Genomic DNA, 15,231 nt, shown 5'->3' with positions numbered 1-15,231 from the left:
CCCGCCGCTGCTGCTCCAGCTCGTCCGCGTCCACCACGTCGGTGCGCACGCCCTGGTAGAGCGGGGAGAAGGAGACCGCGAGGGTGGCTTCGGCCATCCCGAACGCGCACACCATGCAGTCCTCCCGCAGCCCGAAGCGGGCACCGGCGCGCACGAACTGCTCCGCCGCCTCGGCGTCGATGGGTTCCGCCCCGTTGAGGGTGAAGCGGACGCTGGAGAGGTCGAAGGCACCGTCCTCGGCGCGGGCCATCCGGCGCCCGACCACCGCGTACGCGAAGTTCGGGGCGGCGGTGACCGTTCCCCGGTAGCGGCTCATCAGCTCCGGCCACAGCAGCGGGCGGGCCAGGAAGTCCGCCGGGGTCACCTTGACGGCCTCGATGCCGGCCATCATCGGAACGGTCAGGCAGCCCACCATCCCCATGTCGTGGAACAGCGGCAGCCAGGAGACCACCACGTCCCGCTCGGGGCGCAGTTCCGCTGCCGAAACCATCGCCTGGGCGTTGGCGTAGAGGTTGGCGTGCGAGATCCGCACCGCCTTGGGCTCGGCGGTGGATCCACTGGTCAACTGCAGCAGTGCCGTGGTGTCCTCGTCCACCGGCACCGGTTCGGCCAGCGGCTGGGCGTCCGCCGCGTCCAACCCGGCCAGCATCCGGTACCGCACCCCGTTCTCGGCGAGCACGTCGGCCAGCTGTTCGAACGGGGAGCCGAGCAGGACCAGGCGGGCGTCGATCATCCGCAGCACCCGCACGGTGTCCTCGGCCCACCGGCCCAGGTCGGTGCGCGGCGTGGGCTGGTGCAGCATGGTGACGCTGCCGCCGCCGAGCCACACCGCTTGCACGGCGGGGGCGATCAGCCCGGGATCGGCGGCGAGGATCGCCACGGCGGTCCCCGGGGTGAGGTCGTCCCCGAGCGCGCCGGCCATCCGCAACGCTTGGTCGTGCAGTTCTCCCCAAGTCCGCCGGAGCGGCTCGTCCGGTTCCCCGGTGACCAGCCCGCGGGCCCGCTCACCGGTGTTCCGCCGGGCGGACTCGACCAGTGTTTCCACGAAACGGCTCATGCCAGGCAGCTTATGGGCTTCCAGTCCTCGACCGCTGGCGACCGCCGGTCAGCCGAGCTGCTCGGCCAGTTCCAGCCAGCGCGCTTCCAGCTGTTCCTTCTCCCGCTCCAGCTCCCGCAGTTCGGCGTTGAGCTCCTGCAGCCGCTCCGGATCGGTGGCGGCTTCGGCCAGCTTCTCGTGCAGCTGCTCCTCCTTGCCGGCGAGCTTGTCCAGCTGCCGTTCGCAGCGGGACATCTCCTTGCGGGCGGCGTGCGCTTCCGCCCCGGACAGTCCCCCGCCCGATTCGGCGGCGGGCGCGGCCTGCTTGGTGCCACCGCCGGACTGCTCCGCCGCTAGCAGGGACTTCCGGCGCTCCAAGTACTCGTCGATGCCACCGGGCAGGTGGGTGAGCTTGCCGTCCCCGAACAGCGCGTAGACGCTGTCGCACACCCGCTCGATCAGGTACCGGTCGTGGCTGACCACGACGAGCGTGCCCGGCCAGTCGTCCAGCAGGTCCTCCAACTGCTGGAGGGTGTCGATGTCCAGGTCGTTGGTGGGCTCGTCGAGCAGCAGCACGTTCGGCTCCCCCATCAACAACCGGGCCAGCTGCAACCGGCGCCGCTCGCCGCCGGAGAGGTCGTCCACCACCGTCCACTGCCGACCTTTGCCGAACCCGAACCGCTCGGCCAGCTGGGAGGCCGACAGCTCGTGCTTGCCCAGCGTCATCCGCTTGGCGACGTTCTCCACGGCTTCCAGCACCCGCCAGTGGCCCGGCAGGTCGTGCAGCTCCTGGGTGAGGTGGGCCATCCGGACGGTCTTGCCCTCGATCCGCTTGCCGCCGTCGGGCTCGCGCTCCCCGGCCAGCAGGTTGAGCAGGGTGGTCTTGCCGGAGCCGTTGACCCCGACGAGCCCGATCCGATCCCCCGGGCCGATCCGCCAGGTGAGGTCGCTGAGCAGCTCCCGGCCGTCGACCCGCAGGTCGACGTCCTCCAGCTCCAGCACGGTCTTGCCCAGCCGGCGCTTGGCGAAGGTCACCAGCTCCACGGTGTCCCGCGGCGGCGGGACATCGGCGATCAGCGCTTCGGCCGCTTCCACGCGGAACCGCGGCTTGGAGGTGCGCGCCTTGGCGCCGCGCTGCAACCAGGCCAGCTCCTTGCGGGCCAGGTTCTGCCGCTTCTCCTCGGCCTGCTGGGCGAGCCTGGCCCGTTCCGCGCGGGCGTAGACCCAGTCGGCGTAGCCGCCCTCGTACTGCTCGACGCGGCCGTCCACCACTTCCCAGGTGCGGTTGCACACGGTGTCCAGGAACCAGCGGTCGTGCGTGACCACCACCAGCGCGCACTTGCGCTCCAGCAGGTGGTCGGCCAACCAGCGGACCCCCTCGACGTCGAGGTGGTTGGTCGGCTCGTCGAGCACCAGCAGGTCCAGGTCGCGCACCAGGGCCGCCGCCAGCGCCACCCGGCGCCGCTCCCCACCGGAGAAGTCCGCCACCGGGGTGTCCAGACCGAGCCGGGTCATGCCGAGCCCGTTGAGCACCGACCGGATCTTCGGGTTGGAGGCCCACTCGTGCTCGGCGCTGAACCCGTGCGGGTCGAGCACCGCGCTGCGCACCGTGGCGTCCTCGGGCAGCTCGGTGCGCTGCGTCACCACCGCCATCCGCAAGTCGCGGGCGTGGCTGACCCGACCGCTGTCGGGCGGCTCGATGCCGGAGAGCACCTCCAGGAGGGTGGTCTTGCCGCCGCCGTTGAGGCCGACCACCCCGATGCGGTCACCCGCGCCGACGCCCAGCGACACGCTGTCCAGCAGCGGGCGGACGCCGTAGTTCTTGTTCACCGCTTCCAGATTGACGAGATTGCTCATGAAGTGCTGTTCTCTGCTCCCGTACTGCGTGCCAGCTCCGATGACGCCTTCAGGCGTGCACCTGCGGCGGAGATGGCCGGGGAGAACTGTCCTCGGTGACGAACCGCGCCCCGGGCACCGGACCGTGGGCCACCCGCACCGAGCGGCACACCCCGGCACCGGACAGCTCCGCGGCCACCCGCACCGCGGAATCCGCGTCGGTGCACAGGAACGCGCAGGTGGGTCCGGATCCGGAGACGATCCCGGCGAGAGCGCCCGCCTGCACCCCGGCCCGCAGCGTGCGCCGCAACCCGGGCCGCAGGGACACCGCCGCGGCCTGCAGGTCGTTGCCCAGCAGCAGCGCGAGCTGGCGGGGATCGCCGGTGGCCAGCGCCTCCAGCAGTGGTTCCGCGTCCCCGACCCGGTTGGGCTGGGTTTCCCGGCGCAGCCGATCCAGTTCGGCGTACACGCCCGGGGTCTCCAGACCGCGCCGGTCCAGCGCGATCACCCAGTGGAAGGTGTGCCGGGACAGCACCGGGACGAGGCTCTCACCGCGCCCGGTCCCCAGAGCGGTGCCGCCCTGCAAGGCGAACGGGACGTCACTGCCGAGCTTGGCGGCCATCTCGCTCAGCTCGTTGCGGCCCAGCTCCAGCCGCCACAAGCTGTTGAGCGCCAGCAGCGTGCCGGCCGCGTCAGCGCTGCCGCCGGCCATGCCACCGGCCACCGGAATGCCTTTCTGGATGGACAGCCGCACCCCTGGTTCCTCGGGGTCCCGTCCGCTGTACTCGGCCAACAGCTGCACGGCCTTCCAGGCCAGGTTGCTGGGGCCGGTCGGCACCCAGTCAGCCCCTTCGCCGCGCACTTCGATGCCGGGCTCGTCCGAAGTGACCACCGTGACCTCGTCGACCAGGGACAGCGCTTGGAACACGGTGACCAGCTCGTGATAGCCGTCCGGGCGAACGTCACCTACCGACAGGTGCAAGTTGACTTTGGCCGGAACCCGGACAGTGATGGGCGTCGGAACCACGGAGAGCACTCTTAGAGCGTACGTGTCCTCGCCGCCCCCATGCTCCCTTCCCCGAAGATCGGCCCACGAACGCGTTCCGCAAGGTGAAAAGAAGGAGCGTCCGCACCACGTGGCGCGGACGCTCCGGGAACGCGTGATCCGCTCATGCGGCCGGAATCACAGCCACCCCGCCGTACTTCTGGTTGATGAAGTCCTTGACCTCCTGGGAGCGCAACAGCTCGCCCAGCTTCTGGACCCGCGGGTCGTCGGCCATCTGCGGGCTGCTCACCAGACCGTTGGTGTACGGGTTGTCGTCCGCGCTCTCCAGCACGAGCGGGTTGGTCAGCCCGGACTTGATCGCGTAGTTGCCGTTGACCACGGCGAGGTCGGCTTCCTGAACGGTCCTGGGCAGCTGGTCCGCGGCCAGCGTCTGGATCTTCAGGTCCTTCGGGTTCTCCGCGATGTCCCGGACGGTGGCGTTCTCCCCGACCCCCGGCTTGAGCTCGATCAGGCCGTTGCTCTCCAGCAGCTTCAACGAACGGGCCAGGTTGGAGGGGTCGTTGGGCACCGTGATCTTGGCCCCGTCGGGGAGCGAGTCCAGGTCCTGGTGCTTGTTCGAGTACACGCCGAGCGGCTCGAGGTGCACGTCGGCGACCCAGACGAACTCACCGCCGCGCTCGTTCTTGTACTTCTCCAAGAACGGCTTGTGCTGGAAGTAGTTGGCGTCCAGCTCCCCGTTGCGCAGCGCGTCGTTCGGCCGGTTGTAGTCGCTGAACTGCTCGATCTCGATGTCGATCCCGGCCTTCGGCGCGAGCTCCCTGTCCACGAACTCCAGGATCTCCGCGTGCGGAGTCGGGGACGCGCCGACCTTGATCGGGGCTTCCGGATCCTCGGCGGCCTCCGTGCCGCCCCCGCCGCAGGCGGTCAGCGCCAAACCCACGGCAGCGAACAAGCCAGCTATACGTAACCGCATCGAATTGGTCCTCACTTGGGGTAGGAGATGGCTTCGGCAGGCCCGGTCAGGGCGCAGCGAGCTAGGCCGCCGTGGTGCGGCGCCGGTCCACCAGCTTGGCGATCAGGTCGGTGATCACCTGCATGGCGAAGGCCAGCACACCGAGCACGACCACCGACCCGTACAGGATCCGGTCGTCGTAGCCCTGGTAGCCGTCCTGGATGGCCGTGGTGCCCAGGCCACCGCCGCCGATCGCGCCGGCCATCGCGGCATAGCCGATCAAGGCGACGGCGGTCACACCGACCGCGCCGACCAGCGCCGCCCGCGCTTCCCCGAGCAGCACTGTCCACACGATCCGCAACCGGCTGGCCCCTGTGGTGATGGCCGCTTCCACCACGGTGTAGCTCACCTCGCGCAGCGCGTTCTGGGTGAGCCGGGCGAAGAACGGCACCGCACCGATGGTGAGCGGCACGATCACCGCGGTGCTGCCGATGGACGTGCCGACCAGGAAACGGGTGAACGAGGCCAGCACCACCAGCAGCACCACGAACGGCACCGACCGCACCACGTCGACCACGACCCCGAGCACCCGGTACAGCACCGGCCTCGGGTTCAGGCCGACCGGTGAGGAGAGGTGCAGCAGGACGCCGAGCGGCAGCCCGCCGAGCACGGCGAGCAACGTCGACACGGCGACCATGTAGACGGTTTCCACCGTCGCCTCACCGAGCAGTTCGAAGACCTCCGGCCAGGGGGTCACGTCGTTCACGCAGCAGCTCCGTCAACACACACCGGAGCGCGACGCACGTGGGCGTCCCGCTCGATCATCCACTTCAAGGCGGCTTCGGAACGCTCGCCGGTCAGGCCGATCTTGAACTTGGCGACCGGCGTGTCCCCGAGCCTGGTCAGCCCGCCGCCCAGGATCGACAGCTCGACGCCGAACCGGCTGGAAGCTTCCGGCAGCAGCGCGCCGACCGCGGCGAAGCCGACCAGCACGACCTCGGCCACCACGTCGTGCTTGCCGCCGGTCGACTTGTACAGGTCGGCCTGGTCGGTCTCCGGCAGCAGCGCGGAGCTCACCCGGCTGCCCGGCTCGGCGACCAGGTCCAGCACCTTGCCGTTCTCCACGATCTGCCCGTCTTCCAGGACCGCGACGTCGTCGGCGATCCGGCGCACCACGGCCATGTCGTGCGTGACGATGAGCACCGTCACGCCGAGCTCGGACCGGGCGCGGTCGAGCACGGCCAGCACCGAGTCGGTGGTGGCCGGGTCCAACGCGGAAGTCGGCTCATCGGCCAGCAGCACCGACGGCTTGGCCGCCAGGGCTCGGGCGATGGCGATCCGCTGCCGCTGTCCGCCGGACAACTGGTCGGGGTACACCGAGGCCTTGCTGGTCAACCCGACCAGGTCGAGCAGCTCCGCGACCCGGCTGCGCCGTTGCGCGCCAGGAACTCCGGCCGCCTCCAGGGGCAGCGCGATGTTGCCCGCCGCGGTGCGCTGGCGCAGCAGCGAATCCCCCTGCGGCACAACGCCGATCTGCCTGCGCGCGGCGCGCAGGGCCTTCCCGCTCAGCGAGACGAGATCCACGCCATCAACCCGGATCGCGCCGCTGTCCGGCTTCTCCAGCAACGCGACGCAACGGGCCAAAGTGGACTTACCGGCTCCGCTGGGGCCGACCACGCCGCAAACGGCTCCGGCCGGCACCTCCATCGAAACCCCGTCCAGCGCCCGGACAGTCCCGTTGCCGGTCTGAAAACTCTTGACCAGATTCTCGACAGTGATCACGTTCGGCTCCACATCAGCTCGCGATGGCCTGTCGCAGCCGGCGCAGGCCAAAAAGGGCAGGACGGACAGAGATTCGAGTCACATCCGGCCACAACAAGCGGTGGTGGTGCGCCGCCCGTGATCAATCACTCGACGCTGTGTCAACAACAGGAGGCGGAATACCTGTTCAAACTCCGCAGAACGACTCAGCTCGACACGCGGGCTAGCGGACAGCGTTCGCAACACCACAACTCCATCGCTCCTGGCGTTAGCACCTGCCTGTTCCAGGTGGTTGCTGCGGCGTCATAGAGCCAGGTCTCTCGGCCGCTCGGGATGGATTTCCCGGATAGTAGACCCCACTGGCGGATTCCGGCGCAAGTTGATACTAGTCACTTTTCGGCAATGAAGCCGAAATCAATGCTCCTGGCCGAACCGCCTTGCAACAATCGGCCAATCGACGCAACGACTTTGCGCACCAGCAAGGGGAACGGGAAGCACGAGGACCGAGCGAGGGATTGAAGTGTGCTTTTCGCCTCACTCCTGAGCGGCTTGCGCGATCCGTGCGAAATCGTGCACCGTGAGTTGCTCCCCGCGGGTCGACGGAGCGATACCCGCCCGCTTCAGCAATTCCTCGGCGCGGGCCGCCGAACCCGCCCACCCCGACAACGCCGCCCGCAGCGTCTTGCGGCGCTGCGCGAAAGCCGCGTCGACGACGCGGAAAACCGCTTCCCGCGGCACCCGGGCCGGCGGATCGGTGCGGGTGAACGCCACGAGCCCCGAATCCACGTTGGGAACCGGCCAGAACACGCTGCGGGGCACCGGACCGGCCCGGCGGACATCGGCGAACCAAGCGGTCTTCACGCTGGGCACCCCGTAAACCCGGTTGCCGGGCTTGGCCGCCAACCGCTCCGCCACCTCCGACTGCACCATGACCAGCCCCCGCTGCAGCGACGGCAGCTCCGCCAGCAGGTGCAGCACCACCGGGACCGCCACGTTGTACGGCAAGTTGGCCACCAGCGCGGTAGGCGGCTGCGGGAAGTCCTCGGCACGCACCCGCAACGCGTCCTGCTCCAGCACCTGGAGCCGATCGGCGAGTCCGCCGGCGTGCTCCGAGACGGTCTTGGGCAACCGGCCGGCCAGCAACGGGTCGATCTCCACCGCGACGACCGACCGCACCTGCGGCAGCAGCCCGAGGGTCAACGAGCCGAGCCCCGGACCGACCTCCACGACCACGTCATCCGGCCCGACCTCGGCGGCCGCCACGATCCGCCGCACCGTGTTCGGGTCGTGCACGAAGTTCTGGCCGAGCTTCTTGGTCGGCCGCAGTCCGAGTTCCTCGGCCAGCCGACGCACATCGGCCGGACCGAGCAGCGTTGCCTGCTGGTCCACAGCCAAAAAAGTACCTGCGCTGCGGAAGCAGCAGGGCAGCCCCCCGTCGCTCCGGGGAGCTGCCCTCGCGATCTGCGCTGATCAGCTCAAGCCGAGCTGGGACGAGCAGGACGGCCAAGCCCCGTAGCCGCCGCGGTCGGCCCGGACCTTCTCGGCCACCGCGATCTGCTGCTCCCGGGTGGCCTGGTGCGGGTAGGCAGCGTACTGCGAGCCGCCGTAGGCGTCCCAGGTGGACTTGTCGAACTGCAGGCCACCGTAGTAGCCGTTGCCGGTGTTCGTCGCCCAGTTGCCGCCGGACTCGCAGGAAGCCAGCTTGTCCCACACCGCGCTGTTCGGCGGTTCCTTGCCACCGACGATGACGATCTTCGGCTCGGCCTCGCGGACGATCCGCTCGTCGATCACCTCGCGGCCGACCTCTTCGCCGTTGCGCTTGATGACGCGGGTGAACACGATCTTCTCGCCGGGCTTGCCCGGGTCCTTGACCCGTTCCTCGCCCTTGAACATCGTCTCGTCGACGATCTCCTTGACCGGCGGGTCGACCGACACGGTCACGTTGACGACCGTGGTGCTGTTGCGGGTGATCCGCACCTCGGTGCCGTCGGTGATCTTCTGGTCGCTGCCGGAGATCTCGTCGTCCGGCCCGAGGTGGAGCTCCTGCTCCTTGGCCAGCTCGTCGAGGGTGACCGCGGTGGTGGTCAGTTCCCGGGGAGGCTGATCGCCGTCGATGAGGGTGATGGTCTTGGCGGTCTTGACCGACAGCTCCATGCCCTCGACCGGCACGGTCATGTTGCGGTCGGCCGAGATCCAAGCGCCCTGGGCGTCCACGCCGAGCTGGCGCAGCGCCTGCTCGACGGTGACCGCGCGGACCCACTCCTCCCGCTGCTCGCCGTCCACGGTGAGCTTGAGCAGCCGGCCGCGTTCGAGGGTGATGGTGTCGCCGTGCCCGACCTTGGCGTCCAGCGACGGGCTGAGCGCGTCGTGCTTGCCGACCTGGATGCCCTCGTCCTCGAGCACCTCGCCGACGGTGGACTCGTAGGTGCTGACCGTGCGCTCGGTGCCGTCGATCTCGACGGTGACCGACTTGTCCATCGCCGCGGCAGCCCCGCCCGCACCGGTCATGGTGACCAGCACGCTGGCCACCGCGCCCTTGATGAACCGGCGCTTCCAGGAAGCGATCGCTTCGACGACTTCCGGGGGCGGGGTGTCCGAGCCGTCGGTCTCCGGCAGGCCCTCCGGAAGTTCCAGCGGCGGGAGAACGGTCGTTTCGGCGTTCAGCAGCCGGATGACCTCGTCGATGTCGATCTCGGCCGTGGCCAGCATGTCCTCGGCTTCAGCACCGAGGGCCTCGTAGACGTCTTCCGGCGTGATCTTCAGCGCGCCGGGGGGAAAGCTGGGGTGGTCGCTGGCCGGGTAGCCCTGCGTCTCCGGGCGGTCCAGCAGACCGACCGAGGTGCGGGCCTCCGTCTTCACCGGGGCGAACCAGTCCGTTGCCGCATCAAAGGAATCCGCCCAGTAGTCGTCGTTGCCGTAGGTACTGCCACTGGGCTCGCCGCGTCCGTTCACAGGGTCGTTACCTCCCGAAGGCGGAAGTCGCACCCGCGCGTGTGCGCGTCGAGGAAGCCGCGGAACTCCTCCATGTTTCGCAAACTCCCTCTCCGCACGCGGTTGCGTGACCTTCGTGCTTCGCTTGTGTATCCGACTCCCGTAGCCAAGCGCCGTCCAAACGGACCCGGAGCTGCCCGAGCCCGCTTCCCCGACGTACACCGGCGGCGACTAGCGGGTGTTACCCATGACTGGTTGTCATCGGTTACGGAGCCGAGACTTTAGCGTGATCTACCGATGCCAGCCAAGGACCCCCTCGACGGGGCCACGAGACCCCTTACCCACCTCCGAGGGAGGAATCGGGCACGCAGAGCGATCAACACCTCGGCAAATTAGTCCGTTCGGCGGTATCAACCCGGCAGCGTTACTTTTCCACGGCAGGAATTTTGGTGAGATATTGCACCGGGAAAATCGAATTCAGCGCACAACCGAAATGATGCGCATCACGAAAAACGGCGGCCGTGCACGTTGACACCCGGCGAATTCTCGCCGCCCGAACCCGTGCTCCTTCCGGGAAATCCGGAAATCCCCGCCGGGAAGAACGGCCCCGCGCGCCGAGCGGATTTCATGATCGGCAACCAGTTGATCACTTTACGTCACCGCGCCCGAGCGCGCGCAACCACCCCCGGCAGGGTGAAGGACGGAGCCCGGCCAGCACCGCCGGGCGATCGAGGGACTACTGCCCCAGCCCGTACACCCGCTCCGCGGTGGCGGTGGTGGCGGCGGCCAGCTCCGCCGGCTCCACGCCCCGCAACTCGGCCAGGTCCCGGATCGTGTAGTTGACGCAGTAGGGCTCGTTCGGACGCCCGCGGTACGGGTGGGGCGTCAGGAACGGCGCGTCCGTCTCCACCAGCATCTGCTCCACCGGGCAGATCCGGGCCGCCTCCCGCACCCCCTTGGCGTTGCGGAAGGTCGCGGTGCCGGAGAACGACAGGACGTAGCCGGCGTCCAGGCAGGCCCGGGCGAACTCGGCGTCACCGGAGAAGCAGTGGAAGATCACCGTCCCCGGGGCGCCCTCCTCCTCCAGGATGCGCAGCACGTCCTCGTGCGCGTCCCGGTCGTGGATCATCAGCGGCTTGCCGCACCGCTTCGCCAGGTCGATGTGCCAGCGGAACGCCTCCTGCTGCGGCTCCGGCGGTGAGAAGTCCCAGTAGTAGTCGAGCCCGGTCTCCCCGACCGCCACCACCCGGGGCTGGTCGGCCAGCTTCTCCAGCACGGCCCGCTCCGCGTCGCCGAAGTCCTTGGCGCGGGTGGGGTGCAGGGCGACCGCGGCGAACACCCGCTCGTCCCAGCTGGCCGCCTCCACCGCCCACTGCGCGGAAGCGATGTCGTCGGCAACGGTCACCAGCCGGCCGATCCCGGCGGCCTCGGCCCGGTCCGCCATCGCCCGCACGTCCTCCGCCGTGCGAGCACCGCACGCGTCCATGTGGGTGTGCGCGTCCACCGCGGAGGCGGTCAGCGCCTCCGGAACCGGCGGTAATTCCTTCTTCTTGTCGCCCTTGCCCATTCGCTCCCACCACGGTGCCGCGGCACGGCCCGGCCGGCCGCCCCCGGCGGGAACGGCCGGCCGAACAGCGCACTGCTCACGAGTTCTGGATCGGCGCCCACTCCGGGCCGGTCTCGGCCAGCTCGGGGTCGACCTTGGCGAACAGCGGCTTGGGCTTGTTCAGCGGTCGCCCCACCTCGATCTCGACCGATTCCCACTTGGCCTGCTCGGCCTCGTAGTCCCCCATCAGCACCGGGTACTGCACCGACTCGTCGTCCAGGTCGGTGACGTCCCGCAGCTCCGGCTGCGCGGCCCACACGCCGGTGCCGCCCAGCAGTTCGTGCACCTTCTGCGCGGAGTGCGGCAGGAACGGCGTGAGCAGCGTGTTGGCGTCGGAAACGACTTGCAGCGCGGTGTGCAGGACGGTGTCCCGGCGATCGGGGTCGTCCTTGAGCTTCCACGGCTGCTGGTCGGACAGGTACTTGTTGGCGGCGTCCACCACGCGCATGGCCTCCTGCACCGCCGCCTTGAAGCGGGACCGCTGCAGGTGCCCGCCCACCACGTCGAAGGCGTTGCGGGCCATCGCCTTGAGCTCTTCGTCGGCCTGCTGGACCGCCCGGGGGGCCGGGATCGCCCCGTTGTTCTTGGCCGCCATCGAGATGGAGCGGTTGACCAGGTTGCCCCACTCGTTGGCCAGCTCGAAGTTGATCCGCCGGACGAACTCCTCCCAGGTGAAGTCGGTGTCCTGGTTCTCCGGGCCGGCCACCGAGATGTAGTAGCGCAGGGTGTCCGGGCCGAACTCGCGCAGGAAGTCCCGCACGTAGATGACGGTGCCGCGGGAGGTGGAGAACTTCGAGCCGCTCATGGTGAGGAACTCGCTGGAGACGATCTCCCCCGGCAGGTTCAGCTCGCCGTACGGGCCGGGCTCACCGCCCTTGTCGCCCTGGCCGTTGTGCCCCATCAGCAGGGCCGGCCAGATCTGGGCGTGGAAGGTGATGTTGTCCTTGCCCATGAAGTAGTAGCCCTTGGCGTCCGGGTCGGTCCACCACTGCCGCCAGGCGTCCGGGTCGCCGCTCCGGCGGGCCCACTCGACGCTGGCGGAGAAGTACCCGATGACCGCGTCGAACCAGACGTAGAAGCGCTTCATCGGCTGGTCCCGCCAGCCCTCCAGCGGGATCGGCACGCCCCAGTCGAGGTCGCGGCTGATCGGCCGGGGCCGCATGTCGCTCACCAGGTTCTGGGCGAACTTCAGCACGTTCGGCCGCCAGTCGGTGCGGGTCGACAGCCACTTGCCCAGCGAGTCGGTGAACGCCGGCAGGTCCAGGAAGAGGTGCTCGGTCTCCACGAACTCGGGCTTCTCCCCGTTGATCCGGGAAACCGGGTTGATCAGCTCGGCCGGGTCCAGCTGGTTGCCGCAGTTGTCGCACTGGTCCCCGCGAGCACCGTCGTAGTCGCAGATCGGGCAGGTGCCCTCGATGTAGCGGTCCGGCAGCGTGCGCCCGGTGGACGGGCTGATCGCGCCGGTGGTGGTCTGCGGCAGGATGTAGCCGTTGCGGTGCAGCGCCAGGAACAGCTCCTGCACCACCTTGTAGTGGTTGCCGGTGGTGGTGCGGGTGAACAGGTCGTAGGACAGGCCGAGGCCGTGCAGGTCCTCGGCGATCATCCGGTTGTACTTGTCGGCGGTCTGCCGGGGGGTCTTCCCCTCCTTCTCCGCCTGCACCAGGATCGGGGTGCCGTGTTCGTCCGTACCGGACACCATGAGCACCTTGTTGCCCGCCATTCGCTGGTAACGCGAGAACACGTCCGACGGCACACCGAAACCGGACACGTGCCCGATGTGTCGCGGACCGTTGGCATAAGGCCAGGCCACAGCGGTCAACACAGAGGTACTCATGGTGTCCAGCCTACGGATTGCGCAGGCGCGACTTCGAGCGGGTCGCGCCCGACCGGCCGAGGCCCGGCGGAGTTCCCCGGACCGGGTGCCGGCTGCGGCCGGAGCACCTCCCGAGCGGCCCTAGTGTTGGAGAGGTGCAGCCGTTCACCCGCCCAGTCGAATGCGATGCGTCGCCGGCCGAGGTGCTGCGCCGGTTGGTGCGGCACACCCGTTCCCGCGGCCTCCCACCACCGGCCGCGCTGACCGGGGACTGGTTCGGCGGCGGCGCGGTGATCGCCCCCTCGGTCGAGATCACCGCCACCGCACCGCACCGGGCGCTGTCCCAGCTGGACGTCGGCGCCGGAACGGGCGCTCCCGGCCCGGTCGGCGGCGGTTGGATCGGCTTCCTCGGCTACGAGCTGACCGGCCCGGCGGCCGCTGCGCGGCGGGGCCGGATGCCGGCGGCGGCGTGGGGCTGGACCGACCGGGTGCTGCGCCAGGACCCGACCGGGCGGTGGTGGCTGGAATCGCTGCACCCGATCTCGCCGCGCTCCGCGGCCGAGCTGGCCGAGGCGATCAGCACCCCGGCCCCGCCGCCGGAGCCGCACCGGGCCGGCGGCATCCAGCGGCCCTCGGCCGACCGGCACCGCAAAGCGGTGCGGGCCTGCGTGGAAGCCATCGCGGCCGGGGAGATCTTCCAGGCCAACATCTGCACCCGGTTCGCCGTGCCGTTCCACGGCGAACCGGCCGACGTCTTCGCCGCCGGTGTCCAGCGGTTCACCCCGGCTCGCGCGGCTTTCCTCACCGGCGACTGGGGTGCGCTCGTCTCGCTGTCCCCGGAGCTCTTCCTGGCCCGGCACGGGGACGTGGTGACCTCCAGCCCGATCAAGGGCACCCTGCCGCGGCGCGGCCCGGCCGACGACGGCAACGCCGCCCGCCTGCGCTCCTCGGCGAAGGACGTCGCGGAGAACGTGATGATCGTGGACATGGCCCGCAACGACCTCGGCCGGGTGGCCCGCACCGGAACGGTCACCACGCCCGCGCTGCTCGACGTGCAGCCGCATCCGGGCGTGTGGCACCTGGTCTCCGACGTGCGCGCCGAGCTCCCGCCGGAGTTGCCCAACTCCGCTCTGCTGGAAGCCGCCTTCCCGCCGGCCTCGGTCACCGGGGCGCCCAAGCCCAGGGCCCTGGAGATCATCGCCGAGCTGGAAGAAGCACCGCGCGACGTCTACTGCGGAGCGATCGGGATGGTCTCCCCGATCGCCGGTCTCGAGCTGAACGTGGCCATCCGCACCCTCGAGCTCGCCGACGGGCAGATGCAGCTCGGGGTGGGCGGCGGCGTCACCGCCGATTCCGATCCGGAGCAGGAGTGGCAGGAGTGCCTGACCAAAGCCGCCCCCGTCCTCTCCCTGCTCGAGTAGCCCTACTCGCGGGCGGCCAGCACCGCCTCGTACAGCTCCTTCTTGCGGACCCCGAACATCCCGGCCACCTCGGCGACCGCGTCCTTGAGCCGCAGCCCCGCCGCCGTCCGCTGCTCCACCTGGTCCACCAGCTGGGCCGGGTCGTTGCGGACCGGTTCCGCGCCGGCCAGCACCACGGTCAGCTCACCGCGCACCCCGTCCGCGGCCCACTCCGCCAGCTCCCCCAGCGCGCCCCGGCGGATCTCCTCGTAGGTCTTGGTCAGCTCCCGGCACACCACCGCGCGCCGATCGGCGCCCAGCACCTGCACCGCATCGGCCAAGGTGTCCGCCAGCCGGTGCGGGGCCTCGAAGAACACGCAGGTGCGCTCCTCGGCGACCAGCCGTTCCAGCCAGCGCCGCCGCTCCCCGCTCTTGCGGGGCGGGAACCCCTCGAAGCAGAACCGGTCGGACGGCAGCCCGGACACCGCCAGCGCGGTGGTCACCGCCGAGGGCCCCGGCAAGCAGGTGACCGGCAGGCCCTCCGCCACGCACTCGGTGACCAACCGGTACCCCGGGTCGGAGACGCTGGGCATCCCCGCATCGGTCACCAGCAGCACGTCCTCCCCGGAGCGCAGCGCCTCCAGCAGCACCGGCGCTCGCGCCGCTTCCACCGCCTCGTAGTAGCTGACCACCCGTCCGCGCGGGGTGACCCCGAGCGCGGTGGCCAGCGCGCGCACCCGACGGGTGTCCTCGGCAGCGACCACGTCGGCGGACGCCAGCGCGTCGATCAACCGCTGTGAAGCGTCCCGCGCATCGCCGAGCGGAGTGGCGGCGAGCAGCAGCGTGCCCGATGAGTCCATAACCCCACAGCGTATTTGCGCCACGCGTCG

General features: G+C 70.0%; 13 protein-coding genes and 1 riboswitch. Of the genes, 1 reads left to right on the top strand and 12 read right to left on the bottom strand.

The window, feature by feature from the left end; genetic code table 11:
- The 11 genes from SREC43747_RS0104240 to metG form a co-directional block, all read right to left on the bottom strand.
- Nucleotides 1-1,057 (bottom strand): AMP-binding protein (locus SREC43747_RS0104240; protein ID WP_037331311.1); only part of this gene is annotated, 1,057 nt, incomplete at its 3' end.
- Between the two features lie 48 nt (nucleotides 1,058-1,105).
- Complete coding sequence (locus SREC43747_RS0104235; protein ID WP_029719904.1) at nucleotides 1,106-2,893, bottom strand: ABC-F family ATP-binding cassette domain-containing protein; 1,788 nt, start codon at nucleotides 2,891-2,893, stop codon at nucleotides 1,106-1,108.
- 49 nt (nucleotides 2,894-2,942) lie between these two features.
- Nucleotides 2,943-3,899: a 4-(cytidine 5'-diphospho)-2-C-methyl-D-erythritol kinase gene (locus SREC43747_RS0104230; protein ID WP_201768627.1), complete on the bottom strand. Its 957-nt coding sequence runs from the start codon at nucleotides 3,897-3,899 to the stop codon at nucleotides 2,943-2,945.
- Between the two features lie 142 nt (nucleotides 3,900-4,041).
- Nucleotides 4,042-4,830, bottom strand: a complete 789-nt coding sequence (locus tag SREC43747_RS0104225) for a MetQ/NlpA family ABC transporter substrate-binding protein (RefSeq protein WP_236623018.1) — start codon at nucleotides 4,828-4,830, stop codon at nucleotides 4,042-4,044.
- 82 nt (nucleotides 4,831-4,912) lie between these two features.
- Nucleotides 4,913-5,596: a methionine ABC transporter permease gene (locus tag SREC43747_RS0104220; RefSeq protein WP_029719901.1), complete on the bottom strand. Its 684-nt coding sequence runs from the start codon at nucleotides 5,594-5,596 to the stop codon at nucleotides 4,913-4,915.
- Complete coding sequence (locus tag SREC43747_RS0104215) at nucleotides 5,593-6,612, bottom strand: methionine ABC transporter ATP-binding protein (protein WP_029719900.1); 1,020 nt, start codon at nucleotides 6,610-6,612, stop codon at nucleotides 5,593-5,595. Before SREC43747_RS0104215 ends, SREC43747_RS0104220 begins: the two co-directional genes overlap by 4 nt.
- Before the next feature lie 229 nt (nucleotides 6,613-6,841).
- Nucleotides 6,842-6,931, bottom strand: a riboswitch (SAM riboswitch).
- Between the two features lie 194 nt (nucleotides 6,932-7,125).
- On the bottom strand, nucleotides 7,126-7,980 hold the full coding sequence (gene rsmA / locus SREC43747_RS0104210) for a 16S rRNA (adenine(1518)-N(6)/adenine(1519)-N(6))-dimethyltransferase RsmA (protein ID WP_029719899.1): 855 nt from the start codon (nucleotides 7,978-7,980) through the stop codon (nucleotides 7,126-7,128).
- An 81-nt stretch (nucleotides 7,981-8,061) separates the two neighbouring features.
- A complete protein-coding gene (locus tag SREC43747_RS0104205; protein ID WP_029719898.1) occupies nucleotides 8,062-9,543 on the bottom strand; it encodes a resuscitation-promoting factor in 1,482 nt (493 codons plus the stop codon).
- 482 nt (nucleotides 9,544-10,025) lie between these two features.
- Nucleotides 10,026-10,172: a hypothetical protein gene (locus tag SREC43747_RS21250; RefSeq protein WP_160173005.1), complete on the bottom strand. Its 147-nt coding sequence runs from the start codon at nucleotides 10,170-10,172 to the stop codon at nucleotides 10,026-10,028.
- 86 nt (nucleotides 10,173-10,258) lie between these two features.
- Nucleotides 10,259-11,089, bottom strand: coding sequence for a TatD family hydrolase (locus tag SREC43747_RS0104195; RefSeq protein WP_029719897.1), 831 nt, complete (start codon nucleotides 11,087-11,089; stop codon nucleotides 10,259-10,261).
- A 76-nt stretch (nucleotides 11,090-11,165) separates the two neighbouring features.
- Nucleotides 11,166-12,962 (bottom strand): methionine--tRNA ligase, encoded by a 1,797-nt coding sequence (gene metG, locus SREC43747_RS0104190; RefSeq protein WP_029719896.1) that lies wholly within the window; start codon nucleotides 12,960-12,962, stop codon nucleotides 11,166-11,168.
- Between the two features lie 134 nt (nucleotides 12,963-13,096).
- Here metG and SREC43747_RS0104185 point away from each other — a divergent pair, with 134 nt between their 5' ends.
- Nucleotides 13,097-14,362, top strand: a complete 1,266-nt coding sequence (locus SREC43747_RS0104185) for an aminodeoxychorismate synthase component I (RefSeq protein ID WP_029719895.1) — start codon at nucleotides 13,097-13,099, stop codon at nucleotides 14,360-14,362.
- 2 nt (nucleotides 14,363-14,364) lie between these two features.
- Here the strand turns inward: SREC43747_RS0104185 and rsmI are convergent, their stop codons facing one another.
- Entirely contained in the window at nucleotides 14,365-15,201 is an 837-nt protein-coding gene (gene rsmI / locus SREC43747_RS0104180) for a 16S rRNA (cytidine(1402)-2'-O)-methyltransferase (protein WP_029719894.1), read from the bottom strand.
- Between the last annotated feature and the right edge of the window lie 30 nt (nucleotides 15,202-15,231).

Origin of the sequence: Saccharopolyspora rectivirgula DSM 43747, from assembly GCF_000497205.1 — a bacterium.
In the GTDB taxonomy this organism is placed as follows: Bacteria; Actinomycetota; Actinomycetes; order Mycobacteriales; family Pseudonocardiaceae; genus Saccharopolyspora; species Saccharopolyspora rectivirgula.
The sequence above is the reverse complement of the archived record's forward strand: the minus strand, read 5'-3'. Positions and strand labels throughout refer to the sequence as shown.

Excerpts from the sequence above, each read along its gene's own strand:
- SREC43747_RS0104195 (WP_029719897.1), bottom strand. The coding sequence starts at position 11,089 with ATGGGCAAGGGCGACAAGAAGAAGGAATTACCGCCGGTTCCGGAGGCG.
- metG (WP_029719896.1), bottom strand. The coding sequence starts at position 12,962 with ATGAGTACCTCTGTGTTGACCGCTGTGGCCTGGCCTTATGCCAACGGT.
- rsmI (WP_029719894.1), bottom strand. The coding sequence starts at position 15,201 with ATGGACTCATCGGGCACGCTGCTGCTCGCCGCCACTCCGCTCGGCGAT.
- SREC43747_RS0104235 (WP_029719904.1), bottom strand. The coding sequence starts at position 2,893 with ATGAGCAATCTCGTCAATCTGGAAGCGGTGAACAAGAACTACGGCGTC.